At 71.8% G+C, this 22,146-nt stretch carries 20 protein-coding genes; 11 read left to right on the top strand and 9 right to left on the bottom strand.

The window, feature by feature from the left end; translation table 11 throughout:
* Positions 1–240 precede the first annotated feature (240 nt).
* Together AB0J10_RS21145 and AB0J10_RS21140 are read left to right on the top strand one after the other, a co-directional pair.
* Positions 241–1,251 carry a polyprenyl synthetase family protein gene (locus AB0J10_RS21145; RefSeq protein WP_363063751.1) on the top strand — a complete coding sequence of 337 codons (1,011 nt, stop codon included), beginning with the start codon at positions 241–243 and terminating at the stop codon, positions 1,249–1,251.
* A gap of 230 nt (positions 1,252–1,481) precedes the next feature.
* Positions 1,482–2,714, top strand: a complete 1,233-nt coding sequence (locus AB0J10_RS21140) for a sigma-E factor regulatory protein RseB domain-containing protein (protein ID WP_363063749.1) — start codon at positions 1,482–1,484, stop codon at positions 2,712–2,714.
* Positions 2,715–2,849: 135 nt separating this feature from the next.
* Here AB0J10_RS21140 and AB0J10_RS21135 read toward each other — a convergent pair whose 3' ends face one another.
* The 4 genes from AB0J10_RS21135 to AB0J10_RS21120 all read right to left on the bottom strand — a co-directional run bounded on the left by AB0J10_RS21135 (position 2,850) and on the right by AB0J10_RS21120 (position 7,091).
* Positions 2,850–4,205, bottom strand: a complete 1,356-nt coding sequence (locus AB0J10_RS21135; RefSeq protein ID WP_363063747.1) for a M28 family metallopeptidase — start codon at positions 4,203–4,205, stop codon at positions 2,850–2,852.
* A gap of 334 nt (positions 4,206–4,539) precedes the next feature.
* Entirely contained in the window at positions 4,540–4,989 is a 450-nt protein-coding gene (locus AB0J10_RS21130) for a VOC family protein (RefSeq protein ID WP_363063745.1), read from the bottom strand.
* A gap of 133 nt (positions 4,990–5,122) precedes the next feature.
* Positions 5,123–6,127 carry an EamA family transporter RarD gene (rarD, locus tag AB0J10_RS21125; RefSeq protein WP_363063743.1) on the bottom strand — a complete coding sequence of 335 codons (1,005 nt, stop codon included), beginning with the start codon at positions 6,125–6,127 and terminating at the stop codon, positions 5,123–5,125.
* Positions 6,128–6,227: 100 nt separating this feature from the next.
* Positions 6,228–7,091 (bottom strand): NAD(P)H-binding protein, encoded by an 864-nt coding sequence (locus AB0J10_RS21120; RefSeq protein WP_363063741.1) that lies wholly within the window; start codon positions 7,089–7,091, stop codon positions 6,228–6,230.
* 90 nt (positions 7,092–7,181) lie between these two features.
* Between AB0J10_RS21120 and AB0J10_RS21115 the strand changes: the two genes are divergently transcribed.
* Entirely contained in the window at positions 7,182–7,580 is a 399-nt protein-coding gene (locus AB0J10_RS21115; RefSeq protein ID WP_363063739.1) for a helix-turn-helix domain-containing protein, read from the top strand.
* Between the two features lie 39 nt (positions 7,581–7,619).
* On the opposite strand, the gene AB0J10_RS21110 is transcribed toward AB0J10_RS21115, so the two are convergent.
* From AB0J10_RS21110 to AB0J10_RS21090, 5 genes are all read right to left on the bottom strand, one after another.
* Positions 7,620–8,681: a 2-oxoacid:ferredoxin oxidoreductase subunit beta gene (locus AB0J10_RS21110; RefSeq protein ID WP_363063737.1), complete on the bottom strand. Its 1,062-nt coding sequence runs from the start codon at positions 8,679–8,681 to the stop codon at positions 7,620–7,622.
* A complete protein-coding gene (locus AB0J10_RS21105) occupies positions 8,674–10,620 on the bottom strand; it encodes a 2-oxoacid:acceptor oxidoreductase subunit alpha (protein ID WP_363063735.1) in 1,947 nt (648 codons plus the stop codon). The genes AB0J10_RS21110 and AB0J10_RS21105 overlap by 8 nt, the downstream gene beginning before the upstream one ends.
* Positions 10,621–10,844: 224 nt before the next feature.
* Complete coding sequence (locus AB0J10_RS21100) at positions 10,845–11,492, bottom strand: response regulator transcription factor (RefSeq protein WP_363063917.1); 648 nt, start codon at positions 11,490–11,492, stop codon at positions 10,845–10,847.
* A gap of 383 nt (positions 11,493–11,875) precedes the next feature.
* The gene (locus tag AB0J10_RS21095; RefSeq protein WP_363063733.1) at positions 11,876–13,186 is read right to left on the bottom strand and encodes a sensor domain-containing protein; all 1,311 of its coding nucleotides are present in this window, start codon (positions 13,184–13,186) and stop codon (positions 11,876–11,878) included.
* Between the two features lie 210 nt (positions 13,187–13,396).
* On the bottom strand, positions 13,397–14,674 hold the full coding sequence (locus tag AB0J10_RS21090; RefSeq protein ID WP_363063731.1) for a sensor domain-containing protein: 1,278 nt from the start codon (positions 14,672–14,674) through the stop codon (positions 13,397–13,399).
* A 189-nt stretch (positions 14,675–14,863) separates the two neighbouring features.
* On the opposite strand from AB0J10_RS21090, the gene AB0J10_RS21085 reads away from it, so the two are divergent.
* From AB0J10_RS21085 to AB0J10_RS21050, 8 genes are read left to right on the top strand one after another with little or no spacing between them, the layout of a single operon-like run.
* Entirely contained in the window at positions 14,864–15,265 is a 402-nt protein-coding gene (locus tag AB0J10_RS21085) for an NADH-quinone oxidoreductase subunit A (protein WP_269728933.1), read from the top strand.
* Positions 15,256–15,960, top strand: coding sequence for an NADH-quinone oxidoreductase subunit B family protein (locus tag AB0J10_RS21080; RefSeq protein WP_363063729.1), 705 nt, complete (start codon positions 15,256–15,258; stop codon positions 15,958–15,960). The genes AB0J10_RS21085 and AB0J10_RS21080 overlap by 10 nt, the downstream gene beginning before the upstream one ends.
* Positions 15,957–17,627, top strand: coding sequence for an NADH-quinone oxidoreductase subunit C (locus AB0J10_RS21075; protein ID WP_363063727.1), 1,671 nt, complete (start codon positions 15,957–15,959; stop codon positions 17,625–17,627). Before AB0J10_RS21080 ends, AB0J10_RS21075 begins: the two co-directional genes overlap by 4 nt.
* A complete protein-coding gene (locus AB0J10_RS21070; protein WP_269728930.1) occupies positions 17,624–18,595 on the top strand; it encodes a complex I subunit 1 family protein in 972 nt (323 codons plus the stop codon). Before AB0J10_RS21075 ends, AB0J10_RS21070 begins: the two co-directional genes overlap by 4 nt.
* Positions 18,592–19,233: an NADH-quinone oxidoreductase subunit I gene (locus AB0J10_RS21065; protein ID WP_363063725.1), complete on the top strand. Its 642-nt coding sequence runs from the start codon at positions 18,592–18,594 to the stop codon at positions 19,231–19,233. Before AB0J10_RS21070 ends, AB0J10_RS21065 begins: the two co-directional genes overlap by 4 nt.
* Positions 19,230–19,799 (top strand): NADH-quinone oxidoreductase subunit J, encoded by a 570-nt coding sequence (locus AB0J10_RS21060; protein WP_363063723.1) that lies wholly within the window; start codon positions 19,230–19,232, stop codon positions 19,797–19,799. The genes AB0J10_RS21065 and AB0J10_RS21060 overlap by 4 nt, the downstream gene beginning before the upstream one ends.
* Positions 19,799–20,158, top strand: coding sequence for an NADH-quinone oxidoreductase subunit NuoK (gene nuoK / locus AB0J10_RS21055; RefSeq protein WP_269728927.1), 360 nt, complete (start codon positions 19,799–19,801; stop codon positions 20,156–20,158). Before AB0J10_RS21060 ends, nuoK begins: the two co-directional genes overlap by 1 nt.
* Positions 20,155–22,146, top strand: a complete 1,992-nt coding sequence (locus AB0J10_RS21050) for an NADH-quinone oxidoreductase subunit L (RefSeq protein WP_363063721.1) — start codon at positions 20,155–20,157, stop codon at positions 22,144–22,146. The genes nuoK and AB0J10_RS21050 overlap by 4 nt, the downstream gene beginning before the upstream one ends.

Below are 22,146 nucleotides of genomic sequence, written 5' to 3'. Positions count from 1 at the left end.
GCCCGCCCGGCGGAAGTGGGTGGGGTGGGCCCCGGCGGTCCGGTGTGCGCACGGCCCGGCGGGCACCATTGAGATTCCTGACAAAACTCTCACATCCAGTCGTATCAGCTGATCACGAACATACCGGGGGAGGCGGGAAGGCGCCCATGGTGATCGAAACGCGACCGGATACGCTGACTTGAGTGGTGACAGCGACACATCGACAATCCGTGTGATCGTCAGCAGACAGGAGTACCTCTCGTGACCGTCGTCGGGCCGTTCGGGCTGAGCGTGCGGGACCAGGCTCTTGAGGCCGATGTCCAGACCGGATTGGCGGCCGTCGAGTCGGGGCTGCTCGATGCCACCAAGAGCGAGGTGCCCTTCATCACGGAGGCCGCGCAGCACCTCGTCCGGGCCGGCGGGAAGCGCTTCCGGCCGCTGCTGGTGATGCTGGCCGCCCGGTTCGGCGACCCGGACGCACCGGGGATCGTGCCCTCGGCCGTCGTCGTCGAGCTGACCCACCTGGCGACGCTGTACCACGACGACGTGATGGACGAGGCCGACGTGCGCCGTGGAGTGCCCAGCGCCAACGCCCGCTGGGGGAACTCCCTGGCCGTCCTCACCGGCGACTTCCTGTTCGCCCGCGCCTCGCACATCCTCGCCGACCTCGGCCCCGAGGCCGTCCGTATCCAGGCCGAGGCGTTCGAACGACTCGTGACCGGCCAGATCCTGGAGACGGCCGGTCCGCGCGACGGCCGCGACCCGGTCGACCACTACCTGGACGTCCTCCGGGGCAAGACGGGATCGCTGGTCGCCGTGTCCTGCCGCTTCGGCGCGATGATGTCGGGCGCCGACGAGCGGATCACCGATGTACTCACCCAGTACGGCGAGCGCCTCGGCGTCGCCTTCCAGCTCGCCGACGACGTCCTCGACATCGCGTCCGACTCCCACGAGTCCGGGAAGACCCCCGGTACCGATCTGCGCGAGGGCATCGCCACCCTGCCGGTGCTGCGGCTGCAGGAGGAGGCGGCCGCGCACGGCCGGCCGGACGACGTGGAGCTCGTCGAACTGCTCGCCGGCGATCTGACGGACGACGCCCGGCACGCCGAGGCACTGGCGAGGCTGCGGGGCCACTCGGCCCTCGAGCAGGCCAGGCGCGACACCGTGCGGTACGCGCAGGAGGCGCGCGCGATGCTGGCGGCGCTCCCCGAGTGCACCGCGAGGGCCGCGCTGGAGGAGCTGTGCGACGCGGTGGTCCACCGCGCGGGCTGACGCCCCGCCTCCTTGCGACCCCTACTGGACGGGTGACGGAACCGGCCCTCGGGTCATACCGCAGCAGTACGCGGAGTTGATCCCGGGGGCTGACGCGTGCGACCTCCCGATTTGGTCAGATGGAGACAACCACTCCTCACCGAAGCGACCGATACGGGTGAGAATGGCGGCGCGGGGTGGACTCGTGCACTGGACGGACGACGCCGCCGATCACGGAGGTAGGGCACACCATGGCACCGAACGACACCGCACGGACCACCGATGAGGCCGGGGAGGGCGGCGTCGTCCGCCGCAAGGCGGCACGCTACGCCGTCCCGGTCGCGGTGGCGGGGGTCGCCGCGGCGACCATCGGGCTCGTCCCGGCGCTCGCCGCGTCCGGCGACCCCGACCTGCCGGACATCACGGCACAGGAACTCATCGCGAAGATCGCGGCGTCGGACACCGAGCAGCTGTCCGGCACGGTGAAGATCAGCACCGACCTGGGACTCCCGTCCCTCGGTGGGCTGGCCGGGGGCGCCGCGGGCGGCGACGGCGGTTCCGCCTCGCCTGACGCCAGGCTGATGGAACTGGCGTCCGGCACCCACACACTGCGGGTCGCGGCCGACGGCCCCGACCGGCAGCGGCTGTCGATCCTGGGCGACGGCGCTGAGTACAGCGTCATCCACAACGGCGACGACGTCTGGGCGTACGACAGCGAGTCCAACGAGGTCTTCCACGGCAGGGACGCCGGGGCGGGCGCCGACCGGGAGCAGCGGGCCCCGAAGGAGCTGCCCACCACCCCGAAGGACCTCGCCGACGAGGTGCTGGAGGCGGCCGGCGACACCACCTCGGTGACCGTCGACGGCACGGCCCGGATCGCGGGCCGCGACGCCTACCAGCTGCTCGTGAAGCCCAGGCAGAGCGGTTCGACCGTCGACTCCGTCAGGATCGCGGTGGACGCGGAGAACGGCGTGCCGCTGAAGTTCACCCTGCTGCCCAGCTCCGGCGGGAAGGCCGTGGTCGACGCGGGCTTCACCAAGGTCGACTTCTCCCGTCCCGCCGCGTCGACCTTCGACTTCACCCCGCCGAAGGGTGCGAAGATCACCGAGGCCGACGAGCTCAACAGCCGGGAGAAGGGTGCTCCCAAGCCCGCCGGGGGACTGGAGGGCCTCGAGGGCTTTGGGCCGGCCGGTCTGGTCGGCGGGGACGGCCGGGGGGTCAACGTCATCGGCGAGGGCTGGACCGCCATCGCCGAGATCACCACCCCGGGCGGCAAGGGCTCCACCGCCCCGAAGCCGGGCGACGCCCCGCCGGAGGCCCGGCAGTTCCTGGACGCCCTCGGCGACCGGGTCAAGGGCGACTTCGGCGCCGGCACGGTCTTCAAGACCCGTCTGGTCAACGCCCTCATGACCGACGACGGCAAGGTGTACGTCGGAGCGGTCACCCAGGACGCACTCGTCGAGGCGGCGAACGCGGCGAAGTAGCACGACCGGGTGCGGGGTGCTCCGACGCCGCCCCGCACCCCTGTGTGTGCCGCGACCCCGCGGAGGACCGCATGCGCACACGGTGTCCGCGTGCGCATGCGGCCTGTGGGGGGTGGGTCCTTCGGTGCCGTCGGCTCAGAAGGTGAGCCGCCAGCTGTCGATGTAGCCGGTGTCGTAGCGGGCGACGTCCTGGACCCGCAGGTTCCAGGTGCCGTTGGCCGGCTCACTGGAGGCGTTGACGGTGTACGTGGCGATGACGTTGTCCGCGGAGTCGCTGCCGCTGGAGTTCTTCAGGCGGTATGCGGTGCCGTCCGGCGCCACCAGGTCGACGACGAGGTCACCCCGCCAGGTGTGCTTGATGTCCACGCCCACCTTGAGGGTGGCCGGCGCGTTGCCCGTGCGGCCGGAGACGGTGATGGACGAGTTCACCGCGGCGCCGTTGTCCGGGATGGCGACGTCCCCGGTGGCCTCGTAGACGTCGCCGGGCGGAACGGTCGATCCGGTGGACAGTGCCCAGACGGCGTGTGCGATGGCGTCGCTGTTCCGGTCGAGCGCCGTGTCGTTGATGTTCGACGTGGTGTCGCAGGACGAGTGGTAGCAGCGGTCGAATGCCTGTCCGGCCGTACCGCCCCACTTCTGGGCCTGCGCGCTCGACTTGGTGCGGCTGGCGCCGGTGAACAGACCGCCCACCGCTATCCCGACGTTCTTGAACGAGGCGTGGTCCGATCGGCCGTCGCCCTCGGTCTCGATCTCGGTCGGCACACCGAGTCCGGCGTAGAAGTCCTTGAAGGTCTGCTCGATCACCGGGTCGTCGTCGTAGACGAAGTAGCCGGGGTTCGGTGATCCGATCATGTCGAAGTTGAGATAGCCGGAGATCTTTGAACGCTCCGCTGAGGGAAGGTTGTTGACGTGGTACCGGGAGCCGACGAGCCCCAGCTCCTCCGCTCCCCACCAGGCGAAGCGCAGGTGCTTCGCCGGTTGCAGCTGGGCCCTGGAGACGGCGAGGGCGGTCTCGAGCACACCGGCCGAGCCGGAGCCGTTGTCGTTCATTCCCGGTCCCGAGCTCACGGAGTCGAGGTGGGCGCCGGCCATCAGCACCTGGTTGGGGTCGCCGCCCGGCCAGTCGGCGATCAGGTTGTAGCCGGTGGCCCCCGATGAGGTGAACTGCTGGACGGTGGTGGTGAATCCGGCGGCATCCAGCTTGGCCTTCACATAGTCGATCGACGCCTTGTAGCCGGGCCGGCCGTGGGCGCGGTTGCCGCCGTTGGCGCCGGCGATGGACTGCAGTTCGGACAGGTGGGCCTTGACGTTGGCGAGTGGTATGTCCGGTGCGGCGAGCGCCGCCGGGGAAGTGGCGGCGCTCGCCCGGGAGTCGGGCGCGGAGGCGGGTGGCCCGCCGGGTGCTGCGGTCGCCGGGACGGCTGCGGTGAGCAGTCCGGCGAGGGCCAGTGCCGCTGCGGCGGCGGTGCGTCTGTGCGCGGAGTGACTCATGTGGGGGCTCCGGATTCCGTACGGGGACAGGACGGAACGTGCGGGACTCCCTGCGACGACGGCGTCCCAGGGTGCTGGAGCTGTGCGCGGTACGGCAGTGTGCGGTGCGGCTGTGTGCTGAATGGTCAGTGAGATGGTGACTGACCGTCAAGGGCGGAAACCGGTCAGTCGGGTTCGATAGGCGGACATCTCGGAACGGTCAAGTCCGCAAGGTCGGTTGAGCGAGTGCCGTCCGCCTGCTGTCCCGCTGCCCCTCTGCGGGCGCAGCGCCCCATGGCCGCCTACGGGTGCATGGACATCGGCGAGGGGACCGGAGCTGCTTTCGCAATCCGTCCTAGTGGACGCAGAACTCGTTGCCCTCCGGGTCCTGCATCACGCACCACTCCCCGCCCGGTTCCTTCACCCCGCGCAGCACGCTCGCGCCGAGTGCCTCCAGTCGGGAGACCTCCTCGTCGCGCCGGCCCGGGCCGGGGTGGAGGTCGAGGTGGAGGCGGTTCTTGGCCGTCTTGGCCTCCGGCACCCGATGGAACAGCAGCCGCCTGCCGAGTCCCGTGCCGGTCGTCTCCTCGTACGGGTCGTCCGGATGCCGGACGGCGGCCAGATCCCGCCATGCGCGGCGGCCGTGCCACTCGGTGGTCAGGGCCTCGGGGACGGCGCCCTGCTCCAGCAGGCCCTCGATCAGGGCGCTGTTGTCCTCCGTCCGGTAGCCGAGGGCCCCGGCCCAGAAGTCGGCCTGGGCGAGCGGGTCGGTCGCGTCGATCACGAGCTTCCAGTGCAGTGTCATGCGACCAGTTATAGAGGGGCGGCGCGGGCGTCGGCGGGCGGTCGTGGAGCGGACGACGAACGCGCTTCTGCCCGGAAGGAGCTGACGCGCCGGCCGCACGGCGGGGCGGCCGGCGCGGAACCTCCGTCCGTCGTCAGGAGGCGGGCTCCGGCCGCCGCACGGACGCCGATTCAGGGGAAGCCGCCGCCCGGGGGGCCGTGCCCGCCGCGGCCGCCGCCCGGGCCTCGGCCGCGAGGCGCGCCGCCTCTGCCCGGGTGCGACGGGCGTTGCGCAGCGCGTCCCAGGTGAGGACCGTCAGCGCCAGCCACACCAGCGAGAAGCCGGCCCACCGCTCGGCGGGCATGGCTTCGTGGAAGTAGAGGACGCCCAGCAGGAACTGGAACACCGGCGCCAGGTACTGCAGGAGCCCCAGCGTCGACAGCGGCACCCGGATCGCGGCCGCGCCGAAGCAGATCAGCGGGACGGCGGTGACGACTCCGGTGGCGGCGAGCAGTGCGGCGTGGCCGGCGCCGTGCTCGCCGAAGTCGGCCGCGCCCCGCGAGCCCAGCCACAGCAGATAGGCGAGGGCCGGCAGGAACTGCACCGCGGTCTCGGCGGCCAGCGACTCCAGGCCGCCGATGTTGGTCTTCTTCTTCAGCAGCCCGTAGACGGCGAAGGAGAGAGCCAGCACCAGTGAGATCCACGGCGGCCGTCCGTACCCGACCGTGAGCACGAGCACCGCGGCCAGGCCGATGCCGACGGCAGTCCACTGCGCGGGCCGCAGCCGCTCCTTCAGAAGCAGCACGCCCATGGCGATGGTGACCAGGGGGTTGATGAAGTAGCCGAGCGACGCCTCCACCACCTGGCCCGCGTTGACGGCCCAGATGTAGACGCCCCAGTTGACCGTGATCACGGTGGCGGCGACGGTGATCAGGCCCAGCTTGCGAGGGTCGCGCAGCAGGGGGCGCAGCCATTCCCAGCGGCGCAGCACCAGTAGGGCGGCACCCACGACCACCAGCGACCAGACCATGCGATGGGCGAGGATCTCGACGGCGCCGGCCGGCTTCAGCAGCGGCCAGAAGAGCGGGACCAGCCCCCACATCCCGTAGGCGCCCATCCCGTACAGCAGGCCCATGCGCTGCTCGTTGTCCGCCTTCACTGACCCTCCCGCCGCCCTGCACCGCGCTGTCCCGGTCGAAGGTAGCGCCGAGCAGGGCCGGCTGTCATGTCCGTATCGCCATACGGTCATGACGTGACGGTCAGTGGTGCGCCAGGGCCGTCGCGACGGTCTCCGCGAGCGGGGTGGTCGGCCGGCCGATGAGGCGGGCGAGGTCTCCGTCGCCGCGGGCCAGCAGGCCGCGTTCGACGGCCCGGTCCACGTCGACGAGGATCGCGGCGAAGGGTGCGGGCACGCCGGCGCCGGTGAGGATCTGCAGGCGCGTCTCGGCGGCGACGTTCCGGTGGACGATCTCCCTGCCCGACTGCTTCGCGACCTCGGCCGCGTACTCGGCCTGCGACCAGGCGGTGTCACCGCTGAGCTCGTAGGCCCGGCCGAGATGGCCCTCCCCGGTGAGGACGGCGGCGGCCGCGGCGGCGTAGTCGGCGCGCGCGGCGGAGGCGATCCTCCCCTGGCCCGCGTTGGTGACGATCGCGCCGTGCTCCAGGACCGGGGCGAGTTGCTCCGTGTAGTTCTCGGTGTACCAGCCGTTGCGCAGGAAGGTGTACGGCAGGCCGGAGTCGAGAATCGCCTGCTCGGTGGCCTTGTGCTCGGCCGCGAGTTCGAAGTCCGCCTCGGGCCCGCCCAGGATGCCCGTGTACGCGAACTGCGCGACGCCCGCCGCCCGCGCGGCGGCGACGACGGCCGTGTGCTGCGGGACGCGCCGCCCCACCTCGTTCCCGGAGACCAGCAGGACCCGGTCGCCGGCGTGGAAGGTGTCGGCGAGCGTCGCGGGGTCGTCGTAGTCGGCGACGCGCAGCTCGATCCCGCGCGCCGCGAGATCCGCGGCCCTGCCCTCGTCGCGCACCACCGCGGCGATGCCGGTGGCCGGTACGCCCGTCTCCAGGAGGCGCTCGACGACGAGGCGGCCGAGGTGTCCGGTGGCTCCGGTGACGACGATGCTCATGTGGGTTCTCCGATCGCTGGGGGCTTCGGCACCGACGCTACGAGAAGCGCTATCGATTCGAAAGTACCCACTTTGAAGTAAGGTACTGATATGAACATGAGCCCGCAGGTCGCAGGCGTTCCCGTGGGGAGGCCCGACGTCAACGAGAAGCTGTGTCCGTCCCGCGTGGTCCTGGAACACGTCACCAGCCGGTGGGGCGTCCTGGTGCTGGCCGCGCTGCTCGAACGCTCGTACCGCTTCAGCGAACTGCGCCGGGCAATCGGCGGGGTCAGCGAGAAGATGCTGGCGCAGACCCTGCAGACCCTGGAGCGCGACGGGTTCGTGCACCGCGACGCCAAGCCCGTCATCCCACCGCGCGTCGACTACTCCCTCACGGACCTCGGCCGCGAGGCCGGCGAGCAGGTGTGGGCACTGGCGCGGTGGACCGAGCGGCGGCTCGGCGACGTGGAGCGGGCTCGCGCGGAGTACGACGGGGCCCGGATCTCCTGACCGGAGATCCGGGCCCGTGGCCGCGGGGGGAGCCGTGCGTCAGCCGACGACGGTCCAGGTGTCGTTGCCCGCGAGCAGGGCACCCAGGTCGCCCTTGCCGTTCTGCTCGATCGCGGTTTCGAGCTGATCGGCCATCAGGGTGTCGTAGACGGGGCGCTCGACGCTGCGGAACACCCCGATGGGCGTCTGGTGCAGCGTGTCCGGGTCGGCAAGCCGGGACAGCGCGAAGGCGGTCGTCGGACTGGCGCTGTGGGCGTCGTGGACCAGGATCTGCGACTCGTTCTCGGCGGTGACCGTGACGACCTTGAGATCGCCGGTGGCCTGGTCGCGCACCACGCCCTTGGAGTCGCCGCCGCCGAAGACGATCGGCTGCCCGTGCTCCAGCCGGATCACCGCCTCCTCGGCCTGCTCCTTGTCCTTGAGCGCCTCGAAGGCGCCGTCGTTGAAGATGTTGCAGTTCTGGTAGATCTCCACCAGTGCCGTGCCCGGGTGGTCCGCCGCCGCGCGCAGCACCTCGGTGAGGTGCTTGCGGTCCGAGTCGATGGTGCGGGCCACGAACGACGCCTCGGCGCCGATCGCCAGCGAGACCGGGTTGAACGGCGCGTCCAGCGAGCCCATCGGTGTCGACTTGGTGATCTTGCCGAGCTCGGAGGTGGGGGAGTACTGGCCCTTCGTCAGACCGTAGATCCGGTTGTTGAACAGCAGGATCTTGAGGTTGACGTTGCGGCGGAGGGCGTGGATGAGGTGGTTGCCGCCGATGGACAGCGCGTCGCCGTCACCCGTGACGACCCACACGCTGAGGTCGCGGCGGGAGGAGGCGAGGCCGGTCGCGATCGCCGGGGCACGGCCGTGGATGGAGTGCATCCCGTAGGTGTCCATGTAGTACGGGAAGCGGGAGGAGCAGCCGATGCCGGAGACGAAGACGATGTTCTCCTTCGCCAGGCCGAGCTCGGGCATGAAGCCCTGCACGGCGGCGAGGATCGCGTAGTCGCCGCAGCCCGGACACCAGCGGACCTCCTGGTCCGACTTGAAGTCCTTCATGGACTGCTTGGCCTCGGCCTTGGGAACCAGGGACAGCAGCGTGGACGCTGTCTCAGTCATCGATGGCCTCCTTGAGGGCCGCCGCGAGCTGCTCGGCCTTGAACGGCATTCCGTTGACCTGGTTGTACGAGTGCGCGTCGACCAGGAACCTCGCCCGGATCAGCGTGGCGAGCTGGCCGAGGTTCATCTCCGGCACCACCACCTTGTCGTAACGCCCGAGGACCTCCCCGAGATTCCCGGGGAACGGGTTGAGGTGCCGCAGATGGGCCTGCGCGACGGCGCCGCCCTCCCGGCGGATGCGGCGGACCGCCGCGGTGATCGGCCCGTAGGTGGAGCCCCAGCCGAGGACCAGCGTCCTCGCGCCGTCCGGGTCGTCGACCTCGACGTCCGGGACCTCGATGCCGTCGATCTTGGCCTGGCGGGTGCGGACCATGAGGTCGTGGTTGGCCGGGTCGTAGGAGATGTTGCCGGTGCCGTCCTGCTTCTCGATGCCGCCGATCCGGTGCTCCAGACCCGGCGTGCCGGGCACCGCCCACGGGCGGGCCAGCGTCCGCGGGTCCCGTTTGTAGGGCCAGAACACCTCGGTGCCGTCGTCGAGCGTGTGGTTCGGTCCCGTGGCGAACCGGGTCCGCAGGTCGGGCAGCTCGTCGAGGTCCGGGATCCGCCACGGCTCGGATCCGTTGGCGAGGTATCCGTCGGAGAGCAGGAGCACCGGGGTGCGGTACGTCAGCGCGATCCTGGCCGCGTCCAGCGCCGCGTCGAAGCAGTCCGCCGGGGTGCGCGGCGCCACGACCGGCACCGGGGCCTCGCCGTTGCGGCCGTACATCGCCTGCAGCAGGTCGGCCTGCTCGGTCTTGGTGGGCAGACCGGTCGAGGGCCCGCCGCGCTGGATGTCGACGACCAGCAGCGGCAGCTCCAGCGACACCGCCAGGCCGATGGTCTCCGACTTCAGCGCCACGCCGGGGCCGGACGTGGTGGTCACGGCCAGCGAGCCGCCGAACGCGGCACCGAGCGCCGCGCCGATGCCGGCGATCTCGTCCTCCGCCTGGAAGGTGCGCACGCCGAAGTTCTTGTGCCGGGAGAGCTCGTGCAGGATGTCCGAGGCCGGGGTGATCGGGTACGAGCCCAGGTACAGCGGCAGGTCGGCCTGCCGGGACGCGGCGATCAGCCCGTAGGACAGGGCCAGGTTCCCGGAGATGTTGCGGTACGTGCCGGTCGGGAACGCGGTGTCGGCGGGCGCGACCTCGTAGGAGACGGCGAAGTCCTCGGTCGTCTCCCCGAAGTTCCAGCCGGCCCGGAACGCAGCCACGTTCGCCTCGGCGATCAGCGGCTTCTTCGCGAACTTGGCTCTGAGGAACCTCTCGGTGCCCTCGGTCGGCCGGTGGTACATCCACGACAGCAGGCCCAGCGCGAACATGTTCTTGGAGCGCTCGGCCTCCTTGCGGGAGAGCCCGAACTCCTTGAGCGCCTCGATCGTGAGGGTGGTCAGGGGGACGGGGTGCACGCTGTAGCCGTCCAGCGAGCCGTCCTCCAGCGGGGAGGTCTCGTAGCCGACCTTGGCCATCGCGCGCTTGGCGAATTCGTCGGTGTTGACGATGATCTCGCCGCCGCGCGGCACATCGGCGATGTTGGCCTTCAGCGCGGCGGGGTTCATCGCCACCAGCACGTGGGGTGCGTCGCCGGGGGTGAGGATGTCGTGGTCGGCGAAGTGCACCTGGAAGCTGGACACGCCCGGAAGGGTGCCTGCGGGCGCACGGATCTCGGCCGGGAAGTTGGGCAGGGTCGACAGGTCGTTCCCGTACGACGCCGTCTCCGAGGTGAAGCGGTCACCCGTCAGCTGCATACCGTCACCGGAGTCACCCGCGAAGCGGATGATCACCCGGTCCAGTTGTCGTACTTCCTTCTCGCCGGGAGGCCGTCGCTGCCCCCCGACGAGGGCCTCCCCGGCCTCGTCTGCCTCGTCCGCGTGTTCTGCTGGGCTGCTGACCTGGCTGGTCACTGAACTGGACCTCCCTCGAGGCGGCTGGGCTGCGGCCGGCGTACCGGTCGCTCCAAGGTCAACCCTACGTCCGTGAGCATCGCCTTCCCCGGACCGCTCACATGTCGGACGTCGATCTGAGATGCCGCCGTGTCCTGGTTTGCCATGTTCCGTTCCCCCCTCGGTGCGTTCGGTAGGGCACTCCCCCGTGATCGATCGTCGTTGCCTGACAGAGTGTCAGGTATTCAGGATTCCAGATAGGTGAGCACGGCCAGTACACGCCGATGATCACCGTCACTGGGGGACAGCCCGAGCTTCAGGAAGATGTTGCTCACGTGCTTCTCCACGGCGCCGTCGCTCACCACGAGCCGCCGTGCGATCGCCGAGTTCGTCCTGCCCTCCGCCATCAGGCCCAGCACCTCGCGCTCCCTGGGCGTCAGGCCGGCGAGCACCTCCTGCTTCCGGCTCCGCCCCAGCAGCTGCGTCACGACCTCCGGGTCCAGCGCCGTCCCGCCGCCCGCCACCCGGACGACCGCGTCCACGAACTCCCTGACCTCGGCGACCCGGTCCTTCAGCAGATAGCCCACACCCCGGCTGCTCCCCGCGAGCAGCTCCGTGGCGTACCGCTCCTCCACGTACTGCGACAGCACCAGCACACCCAGGCCCGGGTGGTCCCTGCGCAGTCGGACGGCCGCCCGGACGCCCTCGTCCGTGTGCGTGGGCGGCATCCGCACGTCCGCGACGACGACGTCGGGAAGGCCGTCCTGCGCGGCGAGCTCCCCGATGGTCCCGATCAGCGCGTCGGCGTCCCCGACGCCCGCGACGACGTGGTGGCCGCGGTCGGTGAGCAACCGGGTGAGGCCCTCGCGGAGCAGTACGGAGTCCTCGGCGATGACGACGCGGACGGTGCGCGCGCCGGTCGCGGCGCCACCGGGCGACGTGGCGTGCCTCGGGAGGGCGTCGGTCTCGTGCTCCACGGCGGTGCGTCCCCCTGCGGTCGTTGTGGTCCTCGGCCTGCGTCCGGCGGTCGCCCTCCGGTCGCCCCCAGCATCGCACCCTTCACACAGCCGGGCGGGTGTTTCGTTTCCGCCGCGGCGCAGGTCGAGCGGTCCGGGTTCCGGTCCCCGGGCGCGGAGTGAGGCCGGGGCGGGTGGCCGGGCGCGGAGTAAGGCCGGGGCGGGTGGCCGGGCGCGGAGTGAGGCCGGGCGGGTGGCCGGGTGTCCGTGCCCGGAACCGGTCGGGTGCCCGTCCGGCCGCGACCGCTCGCCCAAAGGCGTCACGCGCGCCAGGGGAGTTCCGCCGTGATGACTGTGGGGCCGCCGGCGGGGGAGTCGACGACGAGGAGTCCGTCGACGGCTCCGAGGCGTTTGGCCAGTCCGGCGATGCCGGTGCCTCCTGTCGGGTCGGCTCCGCCGTGGCCGTCGTCCCGGACCTGGATCAGGAGTCGGTTCTGGGTGCGTCGGACGTCGACGGAGGCTGTTTGTGCCCGGCTGTGTTTGCTGACGTTCTGCAGGAGTTCGGAGACGGTGAAGTAGGCGATGCCCTCGATTGCCTCGGCCGGGCGGGTGGGCAGGTCGACGTTGATTCGGACCGGGACGGTGCAGCGGGAGGCGACGGAGGAGAGTGCGGCGTCGAGGCCGCGGTCGGTGAGGACGGCCGGGTGGATGCCTCGGGCGAGGTCGCGGAGTTCCTGGAGGGCCAGTTTCACCTCGCCGTGGGCCTCGTCGACCATGGTGGCGGCCGCGTCGGGGTCCTCCAGCAGTTTCTCCTTGGCGAGCCCGAGGTCCATGGCGAGGGCGACGAGTCTGGCCTGGGCGCCGTCGTGCAGATCGCGTTCGATGCGCCGCAGGTCGGCGGCTGCCGTGTCCACGACGACACCCCGGTCCGACTCCAGCCGCACGACCCTGCCCTCCAGCCGGGAGGGGCCGAGCAGCCCGGCGACGAGCAGCCGGTCCACCGCGGCGAGACCGCGGATGATCCAGGGCGCGGCCAGGGTGAACAGCAGTCCGATCAGGCTGGTCGCGGCGAGCTCGAACGGGGAGTCGAGGTAGACGTCGTGCGTGCCGTCACCGTAGAGCTGCAGGCCGTCGATCCCCGCGTGGACGGGGAAGACCCACTGCCACAGCGGGTACGTCAGCAGGCACCAGCCGTAGCTCCAGAACGCCAGGGAGACGGAGAAGGCGAACACCGCCCACGGCATGTGCACCAGCGTGTAGAGGAGGTGCCGCCAGGACACCCCGCTCCTCAGCACCGCGCCGACCCAGCCGAGCGCGCCTTCGCTCCGCGGCAGTACCGGCGTGGGATCGGCCACGTCGAGCCGCAGCAGCGCCCTGGCCCGGGCCCGCTCCAGCGCGCCGAAGCCCCGGCACACGGCGAGCGCGCCGGCGAGGATCGGGATGCCCAGGAACGTGACCACAAGCCCGACGCCGGCCGCGGTCAGCGACAGCGCCAGGGCGAAGAACACGACACTGAGGGGCAGGCCCAGCAGGAGGTAGCCGAACTCGCGCCAGGTGCGGCCCTCGAACGGGGCCCGCAGCGCCGGGGGAATACGGTGGACCCGGGTCCCGGATCGGTGTGCCGTGGCCATGGTGTGGTCCGTTCTGCTCGTCCGGTCGGCGGTGGTGCGCCGCGGGTGCCGCGGCGCTCGTGCTCAAGGCTCGCGGTGCCGCCGGGCACGCACCATGTGGCCCTTCTCCGTGTTCTCCGGGGGTTTCCCCCACCCCGTCAGCCGGGTCGCCCGGCCGGTCCGTGGGCGGGTGCCCGATCGCCCGGTCGGCCGGGGTTCCGGCCGTCTCCCTCAGCCGGAGGAGGCGCCGGGCCGTCTCCCCCGGCCGGACGACGAGCGCGGCCGAACCGGTCGGGTGCCCGCGCGGGCGGTCCCGCCGTCCCGCCGCGGGGCCCGGTCCCGCCAGGGGAGTTCCGCCGTGATGACTGTGGGGCCGCCGGCGGGGGAGTCGACGACGAGGAGTCCGTCGACGGCTCCGAGGCGTTTGGCCAGTCCGGCGATGCCGGTGCCTCCTGTCGGGTCGGCTCCGCCGTGGCCGTCGTCCCGGACCTGGATCAGGAGTCGGTTCTGGGTGCGTCGGACGTCGACGGAGGCTGTTTGTGCCCGGCTGTGTTTGCTGACGTTCTGCAGGAGTTCGGAGACGGTGAAGTAGGCGATGCCCTCGATTGCCTCGGCCGGGCGGGCGGGCAGGTCGACGTTGATTCGGACCGGGACGGTGCAGCGGGAGGCGACGGAGGAGAGTGCGGCGTCGAGGCCGCGGTCGGTGAGGACGGCCGGGTGGATGCCTCGGGCGAGGTCGCGGAGTTCCTGGAGGGCCAGTTTCACCTCGCCGTGGGCCTCGTCGACCATGGTGGCGGCCGCGTCGGGGTCCTCCAGCAGTTTCTCCTTGGCGAGCCCGAGGTCCATGGCGAGGGCGACGAGTCTGGCCTGGGCGCCGTCGTGCAGATCGCGTTCGATGCGCCGCAGGTCGGCGGCTGCCGTGTCCACGACGACACCCCGGTCCGACTCCAGCTCCACTATGCGCCGCTCCAGTTCGTCGGACGGCGAGAGCAGTACCCGGACCATCGCCCGGTCGACGTTCGCCATGGCCCGGACGACGAAGGGCAGCACCGGCCAGAGCACGAAGAGTCCCACCGATGTGACGGTGAAGGACAGGACCGCCCACGGAAGCCTGATGAACGCGTACAGCACGGTCCGCCAGCCCACCGGGTCCCTCAGCCCGTTCCACAGTCTGCCGAGGAGTCCCGCCCCCCGGAGGCGGGGGAGCCGGCTCGGCTCGTCCACCCGAACGCCGAGCAGCGCCCGGGCCCGGGCCCGCTCCCCGCGGCCGAGGAGGCGCGCGCCGGCCAGACCGCCCGCGAGAAGCGGCAGGCCGACGACCGTCACCGACAGCCCGGCGCCGACCGCGACCATGGCCACCACGTAGACGAACCCGGCGAGGGCGACCGGCAGGTCGGAGAGGAGATGGGCGATCTCCTTCCAGGTGTGCCGGTCGTAGGCGAAGCGGGCCGGCGGCGGGCTGCCGGGCCCGTACCCGGAGAGGCCGGGAGAACTGCTGGTCGGGGTCATGCGGGAAAGCCTGCACGGTCGCGTTCGCGCACGCCATGGGGTACGTGGGTGGGGGCGGAGTGGGGATATCCCCACCGGGTCGGTGCCCGTTCCGGTCCGATGAGTGGCACGGCTGCTTACCTTCTCTTTAGCAGGGCCTAGACTCCCGTGCGTACAGATCGTCGAACGGGCAGGGAGCGAGGGGCGGACGTGCGGAAACTTCCCGAATCGACCGTGCTCGCGGCCGACTACTTCCAGAGCTACTCCGTCGTCGGACTGCTCGCCCTGATCGGCGTGCTCTTCGTCGCCGTGGCGTTCGGCGCGGGACGGCTGCTGCGCCCCGTCGTACCCACGCCGGAGAAGCTGCTCACGTACGAGTGCGGAGTCGATCCCGTGGGAGAGGGCTGGGCGCACACCCAGGTCCGCTACTACGTGTACGCCTTCCTCTACGTGATCTTCGCCGTCGACTCGATCTTCCTCTTCCCGTGGGCCACGGTCTTCGCCGCACCCGGTTACGGCGCGACGACGCTCGTGGAGATGTTCATCTTCCTCGGCTTCCTGGCCGTGGGAATCCTCTATGCATGGAAGAAGGGCGTCCTCACATGGACGTGACCCCGCAGACCCCGGGCGCCGAGGCCGCCGGGCCGGCCGCCGAGCCGGTGACGCTGCCGGAGCCCAGGCGGCTGGGAGCCCTCTCCCGGCTCGCGCCCGAGCCGATGAAGGTGATCCTGAACTGGGGCCGCCGCTACAGCCTGTGGGTCTTCAACTTCGGCCTCGCCTGCTGCGCGATCGAGTTCATCGCCGCTTCGATGGCCCGCCACGACTTCATCCGCCTCGGAGTGATCCCGTTCGCGCCCGGCCCCCGCCAGGCCGACCTGATGGTCGTGTCGGGCACGGTCACCGACAAGATGGCGCCCGCGGTGAAGCGGCTGTACGAGCAGATGCCCGAACCCAAGTACGTCATCTCCTTCGGTGCCTGCTCGAACTGCGGCGGCCCGTACTGGGACTCGTACTCCGTGACCAAGGGCGTCGACCAGATCATCCCCGTCGACGTGTACGTCCCCGGCTGCCCGCCCCGGCCCGAAGCACTGCTCCAGGGCATCCTCAAGCTGCAGGAGAAGATCGCACGCGAGTCGCTGGGCGAGCGTTACGCCGCCGCTCCCGGACGGGCCTCGGTGGGCGAACTCCGCAGTGGGCTCGTGGCCCCGCCCGCACCGGCCGCGAGCCCCGCGGACTCCCCCTCCGGCGGGGCACCGTCGGGTGGGGCGCCGTCCGGGCCGGGGTCCGACCCGGGAGCCGCCTCGTGAGCACCTTCGAGACGGACATCGCCGAACGCTTCGGCCCCGAGGCCACCGCCGAGGCGGCGTACGACCTGCTGACCGTGGACGTCCCGGCGACCTCCTGGCTCGACGCGCTGCGAGTCGCTCGCGACGAACTCGGCTGCAGCTACTTCGACTGGCTCAGTGCCGTGGACGAGCCGGGCACCGGCTTCCGTGTCTGCGCGCACGTCGTCGCGCTGGAACAGGGCGCGGAGGGGACGTCCGTGCGCAGGCTCATGCTGCGTACCACCGTTCCGCACGACGCACCCGTGCTCCCCAGCGCCGTGGAGGTCTTCGCGGGCGCGGGCTGGCACGAGCGCGAGACGCACGAGATGTTCGGCGTGGACTTCACCGGCCATCCGCATCTGGTGCCGCTGCTTCTTCCCGACACCTTCGAAGGGCACCCGCTGCGCAAGGACTTCGTGCTCGCGGCGCGGGTCGCCAAGGCGTGGCCGGGCGCGAAGGAGCCGGGCGAGTCCGAACACGGTGGGCCGAAGCGGCGCCAGATGCTGCCGCCCGGCGTCCCCGACCCCAACGAGTGGGGCCCCCTCAAGGGCCAGCTCCCCCCTGCTCCCGCCCGCCCGGCCCGCGCTCCGCGTGCCGCCGGCGAACGCCCGCCGCGCCGCACCCGCAGCGTGTCGGAGGGCTCGGCCAGTCAGGCGACAGCCTCGAAGGAGGCCGCACCGACGGCCGACGCCGGCGTTGAGGCTCAGGCTCAGGCTCAGGCGCCGGCTTCGGGGGAGGGCTCCGGGGCGACCCCCGGGGCGACCCCCGGGACTCCGGTGCGGCGTTCGCGTACGGCTGCTGGGGGTTCGGCCGGTCAGGCGCCCGCGCGCCGCTCGCGGTCGGCATCCGGGGGTTCGGCGAGTCAGCGGCCGGAGGCGGACGGGGCGGCAGCCGAGCCGCGCCGTGCGCGCAGTGCCGCGGACGGCTCGGCGAGTCGGTCCGGCGAGACCCCACCCCAGCCCGCGCAGGCCCCGCGCGGCCGCAGCGCCGACGCACCCTGGCACCACGCCCGTCCGGCCTTCGACGAGCCGGACCCGACGAGGACCGCTCCCGAGGCCCGGCCCGGACCGGGCGAAGGCGAGGCCCCGGGGGCACCTGCCGTCGAGGTCCGGCCCGCCGAGGAGGCCACGGCGGGGCCCCGCTCCGGAACGGAGCCGGCCGCCGAGGTCGCCACCGGGCCCGGTGGCGAGGCGGAGGCCACCGAGTCCGGTTCCGAGTCCGGTTCAGGCGCGGGTGCCGCCGGCGCAGGTGCGACCGAGCCCGAGGCCCCGCCCGAGCCCGAGCCCGAGGCCGGGGTCAAGCGCGAGGCTGCCACCCAGCCCGAGCCCGAGCCCGAGCCCGAGCCCGAGTCCAAGTCCGATCACTCGGGTGCCGGTGCCGGTGCCGGTGCCGGACCGGAGCCCGAGCCCCGGCCCGCCGACCCGTCGCCCGGGGCCGGTGGCACCACCTCCGAGCCCGGGCCCCAACTCGAATCCGAGCCCGGACCGGAGCCCCAACCCGAGCCCGAGCCCCAACCCGAACCTGGGTCCGGTGCGTCCGGAGCCGGTACCACCACCCCACCCGCGACACCGGCCCCCAGGCCGGAGGGCAGTGCCGGCGAAGGCCCCGGGTCGCGGACGGACGACGCCACGGGAGGCGACCGCGCGTGAACGACGCACTCGACGTCGCCCTGCGGCTCCTGGCCGTCTTCGCCGTGTTCCTGGTGCTGCCCCTCGTCATCGGGCAGACCGAGCACAAGGTGATGGCCCATATGCAGGGCCGGCTCGGCCCCATGTACGCCGGTGGTTTCCACGGCTGGGCGCAGCTCGTCGCGGACGGCGTGAAGTTCGCACAGAAGGAGGACGTGGTCCCGGCCGACGCGGACCGTCGCGTCTTCCAGCTCGCGCCCGCCGTCGCGCTCCTCCCGTACCTGCTCGTGCTGGTCGCGATCCCGATCGGCCCGAGCGAGGGAGCGGTCGGGATCATCGTCGACGCGGGCATCTTCTTCGTGCTCGCCGTCATGGGCGTCGGCGTGCTCGGTTCGCTCATGGCGGGCTGGGCCTCGGCCAACAAGTTCTCGCTCCTGGGCGCACTGCGCACCGCCGCGCAGCTCCTCGCGTACGAACTGCCGATGCTGCTCGCCGCCGCGTCCGTCGCGATGGCCGCCGGCACCGTCTCCCTCCCCGGCATCCTGAACGCCTTCGAGTGGTGGTGGCTGCCCTGGCAGATCGTGGGCGCCCTGGTCTTCTTCGTCGCCGGTCTCGCCGAACTGCAGCGTCCGCCGTTCGACATGCCGGTCGCCGACTCCGAGATCATCTTCGGCGCGTACACGGAGTACACGGGACTGCGCTTCGCCCTGTTCCTGCTCGCCGAGTACGCGGGCATCGTCGTCCTCTGCGGTCTGACCACCGTCCTCTTCCTCGGCGGCTGGCACGGCCCGTTCGGTGCCGACGGCCTCGGCTGGCTGTGGACCCTGCTGAAGACCGCGGTGCTCGCCTTCATCGTGATCTGGCTCCGCGTGACCTACCCGCGGCTGCGGGAGGACCAGCTCCAGCGGCTCGCCTGGACGACGCTCGTCCCGCTCGCCCTCGCCCAGATCGCCCTCACCGGCGTCGTCAAGGTGGTGATGCAGTCATGACCGGCTCCCATCCGCCCTCCCGGCCCCGTATCCCCGGATCGGGCCTGGCCAAGGGGCTCGCCGTCACCCTGCGGACGATGACGAAGCGCGCGCACACCGCGCAGTACCCCGACGTGCAGCCCGAACTCCCGCCCCGCTCGCGCGGTGTGATCGGTCTGTTCGAGGAGAACTGCACGGTCTGCATGCTCTGCGCCCGTGAGTGCCCCGACTGGTGCATCTACATCGACTCCCACAAGGAGACGGTCCCGGCGGCCGCCCCGGGAGGCCGTGAGCGCTCCCGCAACGTCCTCGACCGGTTCGCCATCGACTTCTCCCTGTGCATGTACTGCGGTATCTGCATCGAGGTCTGTCCTTTCGACGCGTTGTTCTGGTCGCCGGAGTTCGAGTACGCGGAGACCGACATCCGTGACCTGACCCATGAGCGGGACAAGCTCCGCGAGTGGATGTGGACGGTTCCGGCGCCGCCCGCGCTCGACGCGGCCGCCGAGGAGCCCAAGGAACTCGCCGCGGCGCGCAAGGCCGCGGAGAAGCTCGCCGCCGCGCGGGCCGACCGGACCGAGGCCGAGGCCGAGCGGGGCGCCGGGGCGCCGGACGCCGGTCGCCCGGCCGCTCCGCCGGCCGAGGGAGGTCAGGCATGACCATCGCCCACGCCGTCGCCCAGACGGGGAACGGCTTCCTGTCCCCGACGGGCGTCGAGATCGCCTTCCTGCTCGTCGGCATCGCCACCCTGGCCGCCGCCGTCCTCACCGTCACGACACGGCAACTGGTGCACGCCGCCCTGTGGCTGGTCGTGGCGCTGGGCGGGCTGGCCGTCGAGTACCTCCTGCTGACCGCCGAGTTCATCGCCTGGGTACAGGTGCTGATCTACGTCGGTTCCGTGGTCGTCCTCCTGCTCTTCGGGCTGATGCTCACCAGGGCCCCCATCGGCCGCTCCGCCGACGCGGACTCCGGCAACCGTCCCGCCGCGCTCGTCGTGGCGGTCGCCTCGGCGACCGCTCTGGTCTGGGTGGTCGTCGACGCCTTCCGTACGACGTGGATCGACCTCGACGGCCCGTCCCAGGGCTCCACCCGGGTGTCCGGCGAGATCCTCTTCCGGCACTGGGTGCTGCCGTTCGAGGCTCTGTCCGTGCTGCTCCTGGCCGCCCTTGTCGGGGCGATCGTCCTGTCCCGCAAGAACTCCCCGGACCGGGAGGGGAAGAGCTGATGCATCTCGCCTATCCAGCGGTGCTCTCCGTCCTCCTGTTCTGCACGGGGCTGTACGGGGTGCTGGCGCGCCGCAACGCGATCCTGGTCCTGATGTCGGTCGAGCTCATGCTCAACGCCGTCAACCTCAACCTGGTCGCCTTCGACGTCTGGCTGCGCGACGCCCTGCACAGCGGCCAGGCCCTGACCCTGTTCACCATCGCCATCGCAGCCGCGGAGATCGGCATCGGTCTGGCGATCGTCCTGATGGTGTACCGCAACCGCGGGACCTCGGACATCGACCGGCTGCGCGACACCGCCGAGGGCCACGAACCGGCCGACGCCGCCGCGCCGGCGGAGAAGGCCGAGGCCACCGCGTGACCACGACGACCCTCGCCGTTCTCGTCCCCCTCCTTCCCTTCCTCGGCGCCGCCGGCGGCCTGCTCCTCGGCCGTTCGGCACCCGGATTCGTCCGTCCCCTGGCCGTACTGCCGACGCTGGCCGCCACCGTGCTCGCCGTGCTCGTCGCCGTGCGTCAGGGCGGCGGGCGGCCGATCAGTGCGTCCACCCAGCTCACCCCGACCGGCTCGGTCCCCGTCGACCTCGCCCTCTACCTCGACGGCTTCGCCGTCCTGGTCGCCGTGCTCGTCGGCGTCGTCGCCTCCTGCGTGCAGATCTACTCGACCGCCTACCTGCGCGACGACCCGCGGTACCCCTCCTACGCGGCCCTGGTCTCGCTGTTCACCTCCGCGATGCTGCTCGTCGTCTACTCGGGCGACCTGATGGTGCTGCTGGTCGGCTGGGAGATCATGGGTATCTGCTCGTACTTCCTGGTCGGCCACTACTGGGAGACGCCCGAGGCACGTGCCGCCTCCCTGAAGGCGTTCCTGGTCACCAAGCTCGGCGACGTCCCCTTCCTGTTCGGTCTGTTCGCGCTCGCCGTGGACGCCGGGACGTTCCGCATCACCGGCGTCCTCGGAGCCGTCGCGGCGGGTGCCATCGACCACCCGACGCTGGTGGCGCTGCTACTGCTCGCGGGCGTCGCCGGAAAATCCGCCCAGTTCCCGCTGCACACCTGGCTCCCCGACGCCATGGCCGGCCCGACCCCGGTCTCCGCGCTGATCCACGCGGCGACGATGGTCGCCGCCGGCGTGTACTTCGTCGCCCGGCTCCTCCCCGTCTTCGCCGCCTCCGCCGCGGCGCTGATCGTCCTCGCCGTGATGGCCGCGATCACCATGGTCGGCTCCGCCCTCGCCGCCCTCGCCCAGGACGACATCAAACGGGTCCTCGCCTACTCGACGATCGGCCAGCTCGGCTACATGTCGGGTGCCCTGGCGGTCGGGGACCGGGGCGCCGCCGTCTTCCACCTCCTGTCGCACGGTGCTTTCAAGGCACTGCTCTTCCTCGCGGCCGGCGTGATCATCCATGCCGCGGGCACCAACTCGCTGGCCGCCATGTCGCGGATGAGCGGGCTGACCAAGCGGATCCCCGACGCGTACTGGACGATGACGATCGCCCTGCTCGCGCTCGTCGCCGTTCCTCCCTTCGCCGGCTTCTTCTCCAAGGAGGCGGTGCTCGTGGCCGCCGAGCACAGCGCGCTCGGCGAGTCCGCCGTCGCCCCGGCCGCGGCGGGTTGGGCCGTCCTGGTCTCGGGTCTGCTCACCGCCCTGCTCACCGCCGCCTACGCCACCCGGCTGTGGCTGCTGGCGTTCCGCGGCCGGGGTGCCGAGGCCCCCGACCACGGCCGGCAGCCCGTGGCCATGACCGCCGTCCTCTGGGTGCTGGCCGCGCCGTCGCTCGCCTTCGGCCTGACCGCGGGCTCCATCGACGACTGGTTCGACGGCCGGCCGCTGCAACCGACCCTCACCACCGCCGTGCTGGGCACGGGCGTCGCCCTCGTCGGCGGACTCGTCACCTACGCCACCTGGCGGCACACGACGGCCCTGGCCGCACGTGTCCCGATGGGTGCCGTCGCCGCCCACCCCGAGGCCGAACCGGCCGTCTCCGAGGCCGAGGCGATCACCAGCCACGAACCCGCGTACGGGGACATCGCGGCCGCACCCGACCCGGCCGACCCCGGCCGGCTGCTGCTCGGTCCGCTGCACCGGCCCGCTGCGGCCGGCTTCCACCTCGACGCCGTCTACCGCACCCTGTTCGTCCGCCCCGTGACGGCCGGCACCGAACTGGTGAGGTTCCTCGACCGGGAAGTCGTCGACACCTATGTGCGCGGCGCGGGCACCGGCACCAACTGGCTCGGGTGGCTCGTGCGCCGCGCCCAGACCGGAAACGTGCAGACCTACCTCAGCGCACTGCTGGCCGGCTCCGTCGTCCTGGCGATCGCCGTCGTACTCGTCGCCGCGGGAGCGTGA

The sequence above is a fragment of the Streptomyces sp. NPDC049887 genome (assembly GCF_040656535.1).
Taxonomy (GTDB): Bacteria; Actinomycetota; Actinomycetes; order Streptomycetales; family Streptomycetaceae; genus Streptomyces.
Note: the sequence above shows the minus strand (reverse complement) of the source record. Positions and strands in the feature narration are given on the sequence as shown.

Excerpts from the sequence above, each read along its gene's own strand:
- AB0J10_RS21140 (WP_363063749.1), top strand. The coding sequence starts at position 1,482 with ATGGCACCGAACGACACCGCACGGACCACCGATGAGGCCGGGGAGGGC.
- AB0J10_RS21135 (WP_363063747.1), bottom strand. The coding sequence starts at position 4,205 with ATGAGTCACTCCGCGCACAGACGCACCGCCGCCGCAGCGGCACTGGCC.
- AB0J10_RS21130 (WP_363063745.1), bottom strand. The coding sequence starts at position 4,989 with ATGACACTGCACTGGAAGCTCGTGATCGACGCGACCGACCCGCTCGCC.
- AB0J10_RS21120 (WP_363063741.1), bottom strand. The coding sequence starts at position 7,091 with ATGAGCATCGTCGTCACCGGAGCCACCGGACACCTCGGCCGCCTCGTC.
- AB0J10_RS21115 (WP_363063739.1), top strand. The coding sequence starts at position 7,182 with ATGAACATGAGCCCGCAGGTCGCAGGCGTTCCCGTGGGGAGGCCCGAC.
- AB0J10_RS21110 (WP_363063737.1), bottom strand. The coding sequence starts at position 8,681 with ATGACTGAGACAGCGTCCACGCTGCTGTCCCTGGTTCCCAAGGCCGAG.
- AB0J10_RS21095 (WP_363063733.1), bottom strand. The coding sequence starts at position 13,186 with ATGGCCACGGCACACCGATCCGGGACCCGGGTCCACCGTATTCCCCCG.
- AB0J10_RS21090 (WP_363063731.1), bottom strand. The coding sequence starts at position 14,674 with ATGACCCCGACCAGCAGTTCTCCCGGCCTCTCCGGGTACGGGCCCGGC.
- AB0J10_RS21080 (WP_363063729.1), top strand. The coding sequence starts at position 15,256 with ATGGACGTGACCCCGCAGACCCCGGGCGCCGAGGCCGCCGGGCCGGCC.
- AB0J10_RS21065 (WP_363063725.1), top strand. The coding sequence starts at position 18,592 with ATGACCGGCTCCCATCCGCCCTCCCGGCCCCGTATCCCCGGATCGGGC.
- AB0J10_RS21060 (WP_363063723.1), top strand. The coding sequence starts at position 19,230 with ATGACCATCGCCCACGCCGTCGCCCAGACGGGGAACGGCTTCCTGTCC.
- nuoK (WP_269728927.1), top strand. The coding sequence starts at position 19,799 with ATGCATCTCGCCTATCCAGCGGTGCTCTCCGTCCTCCTGTTCTGCACG.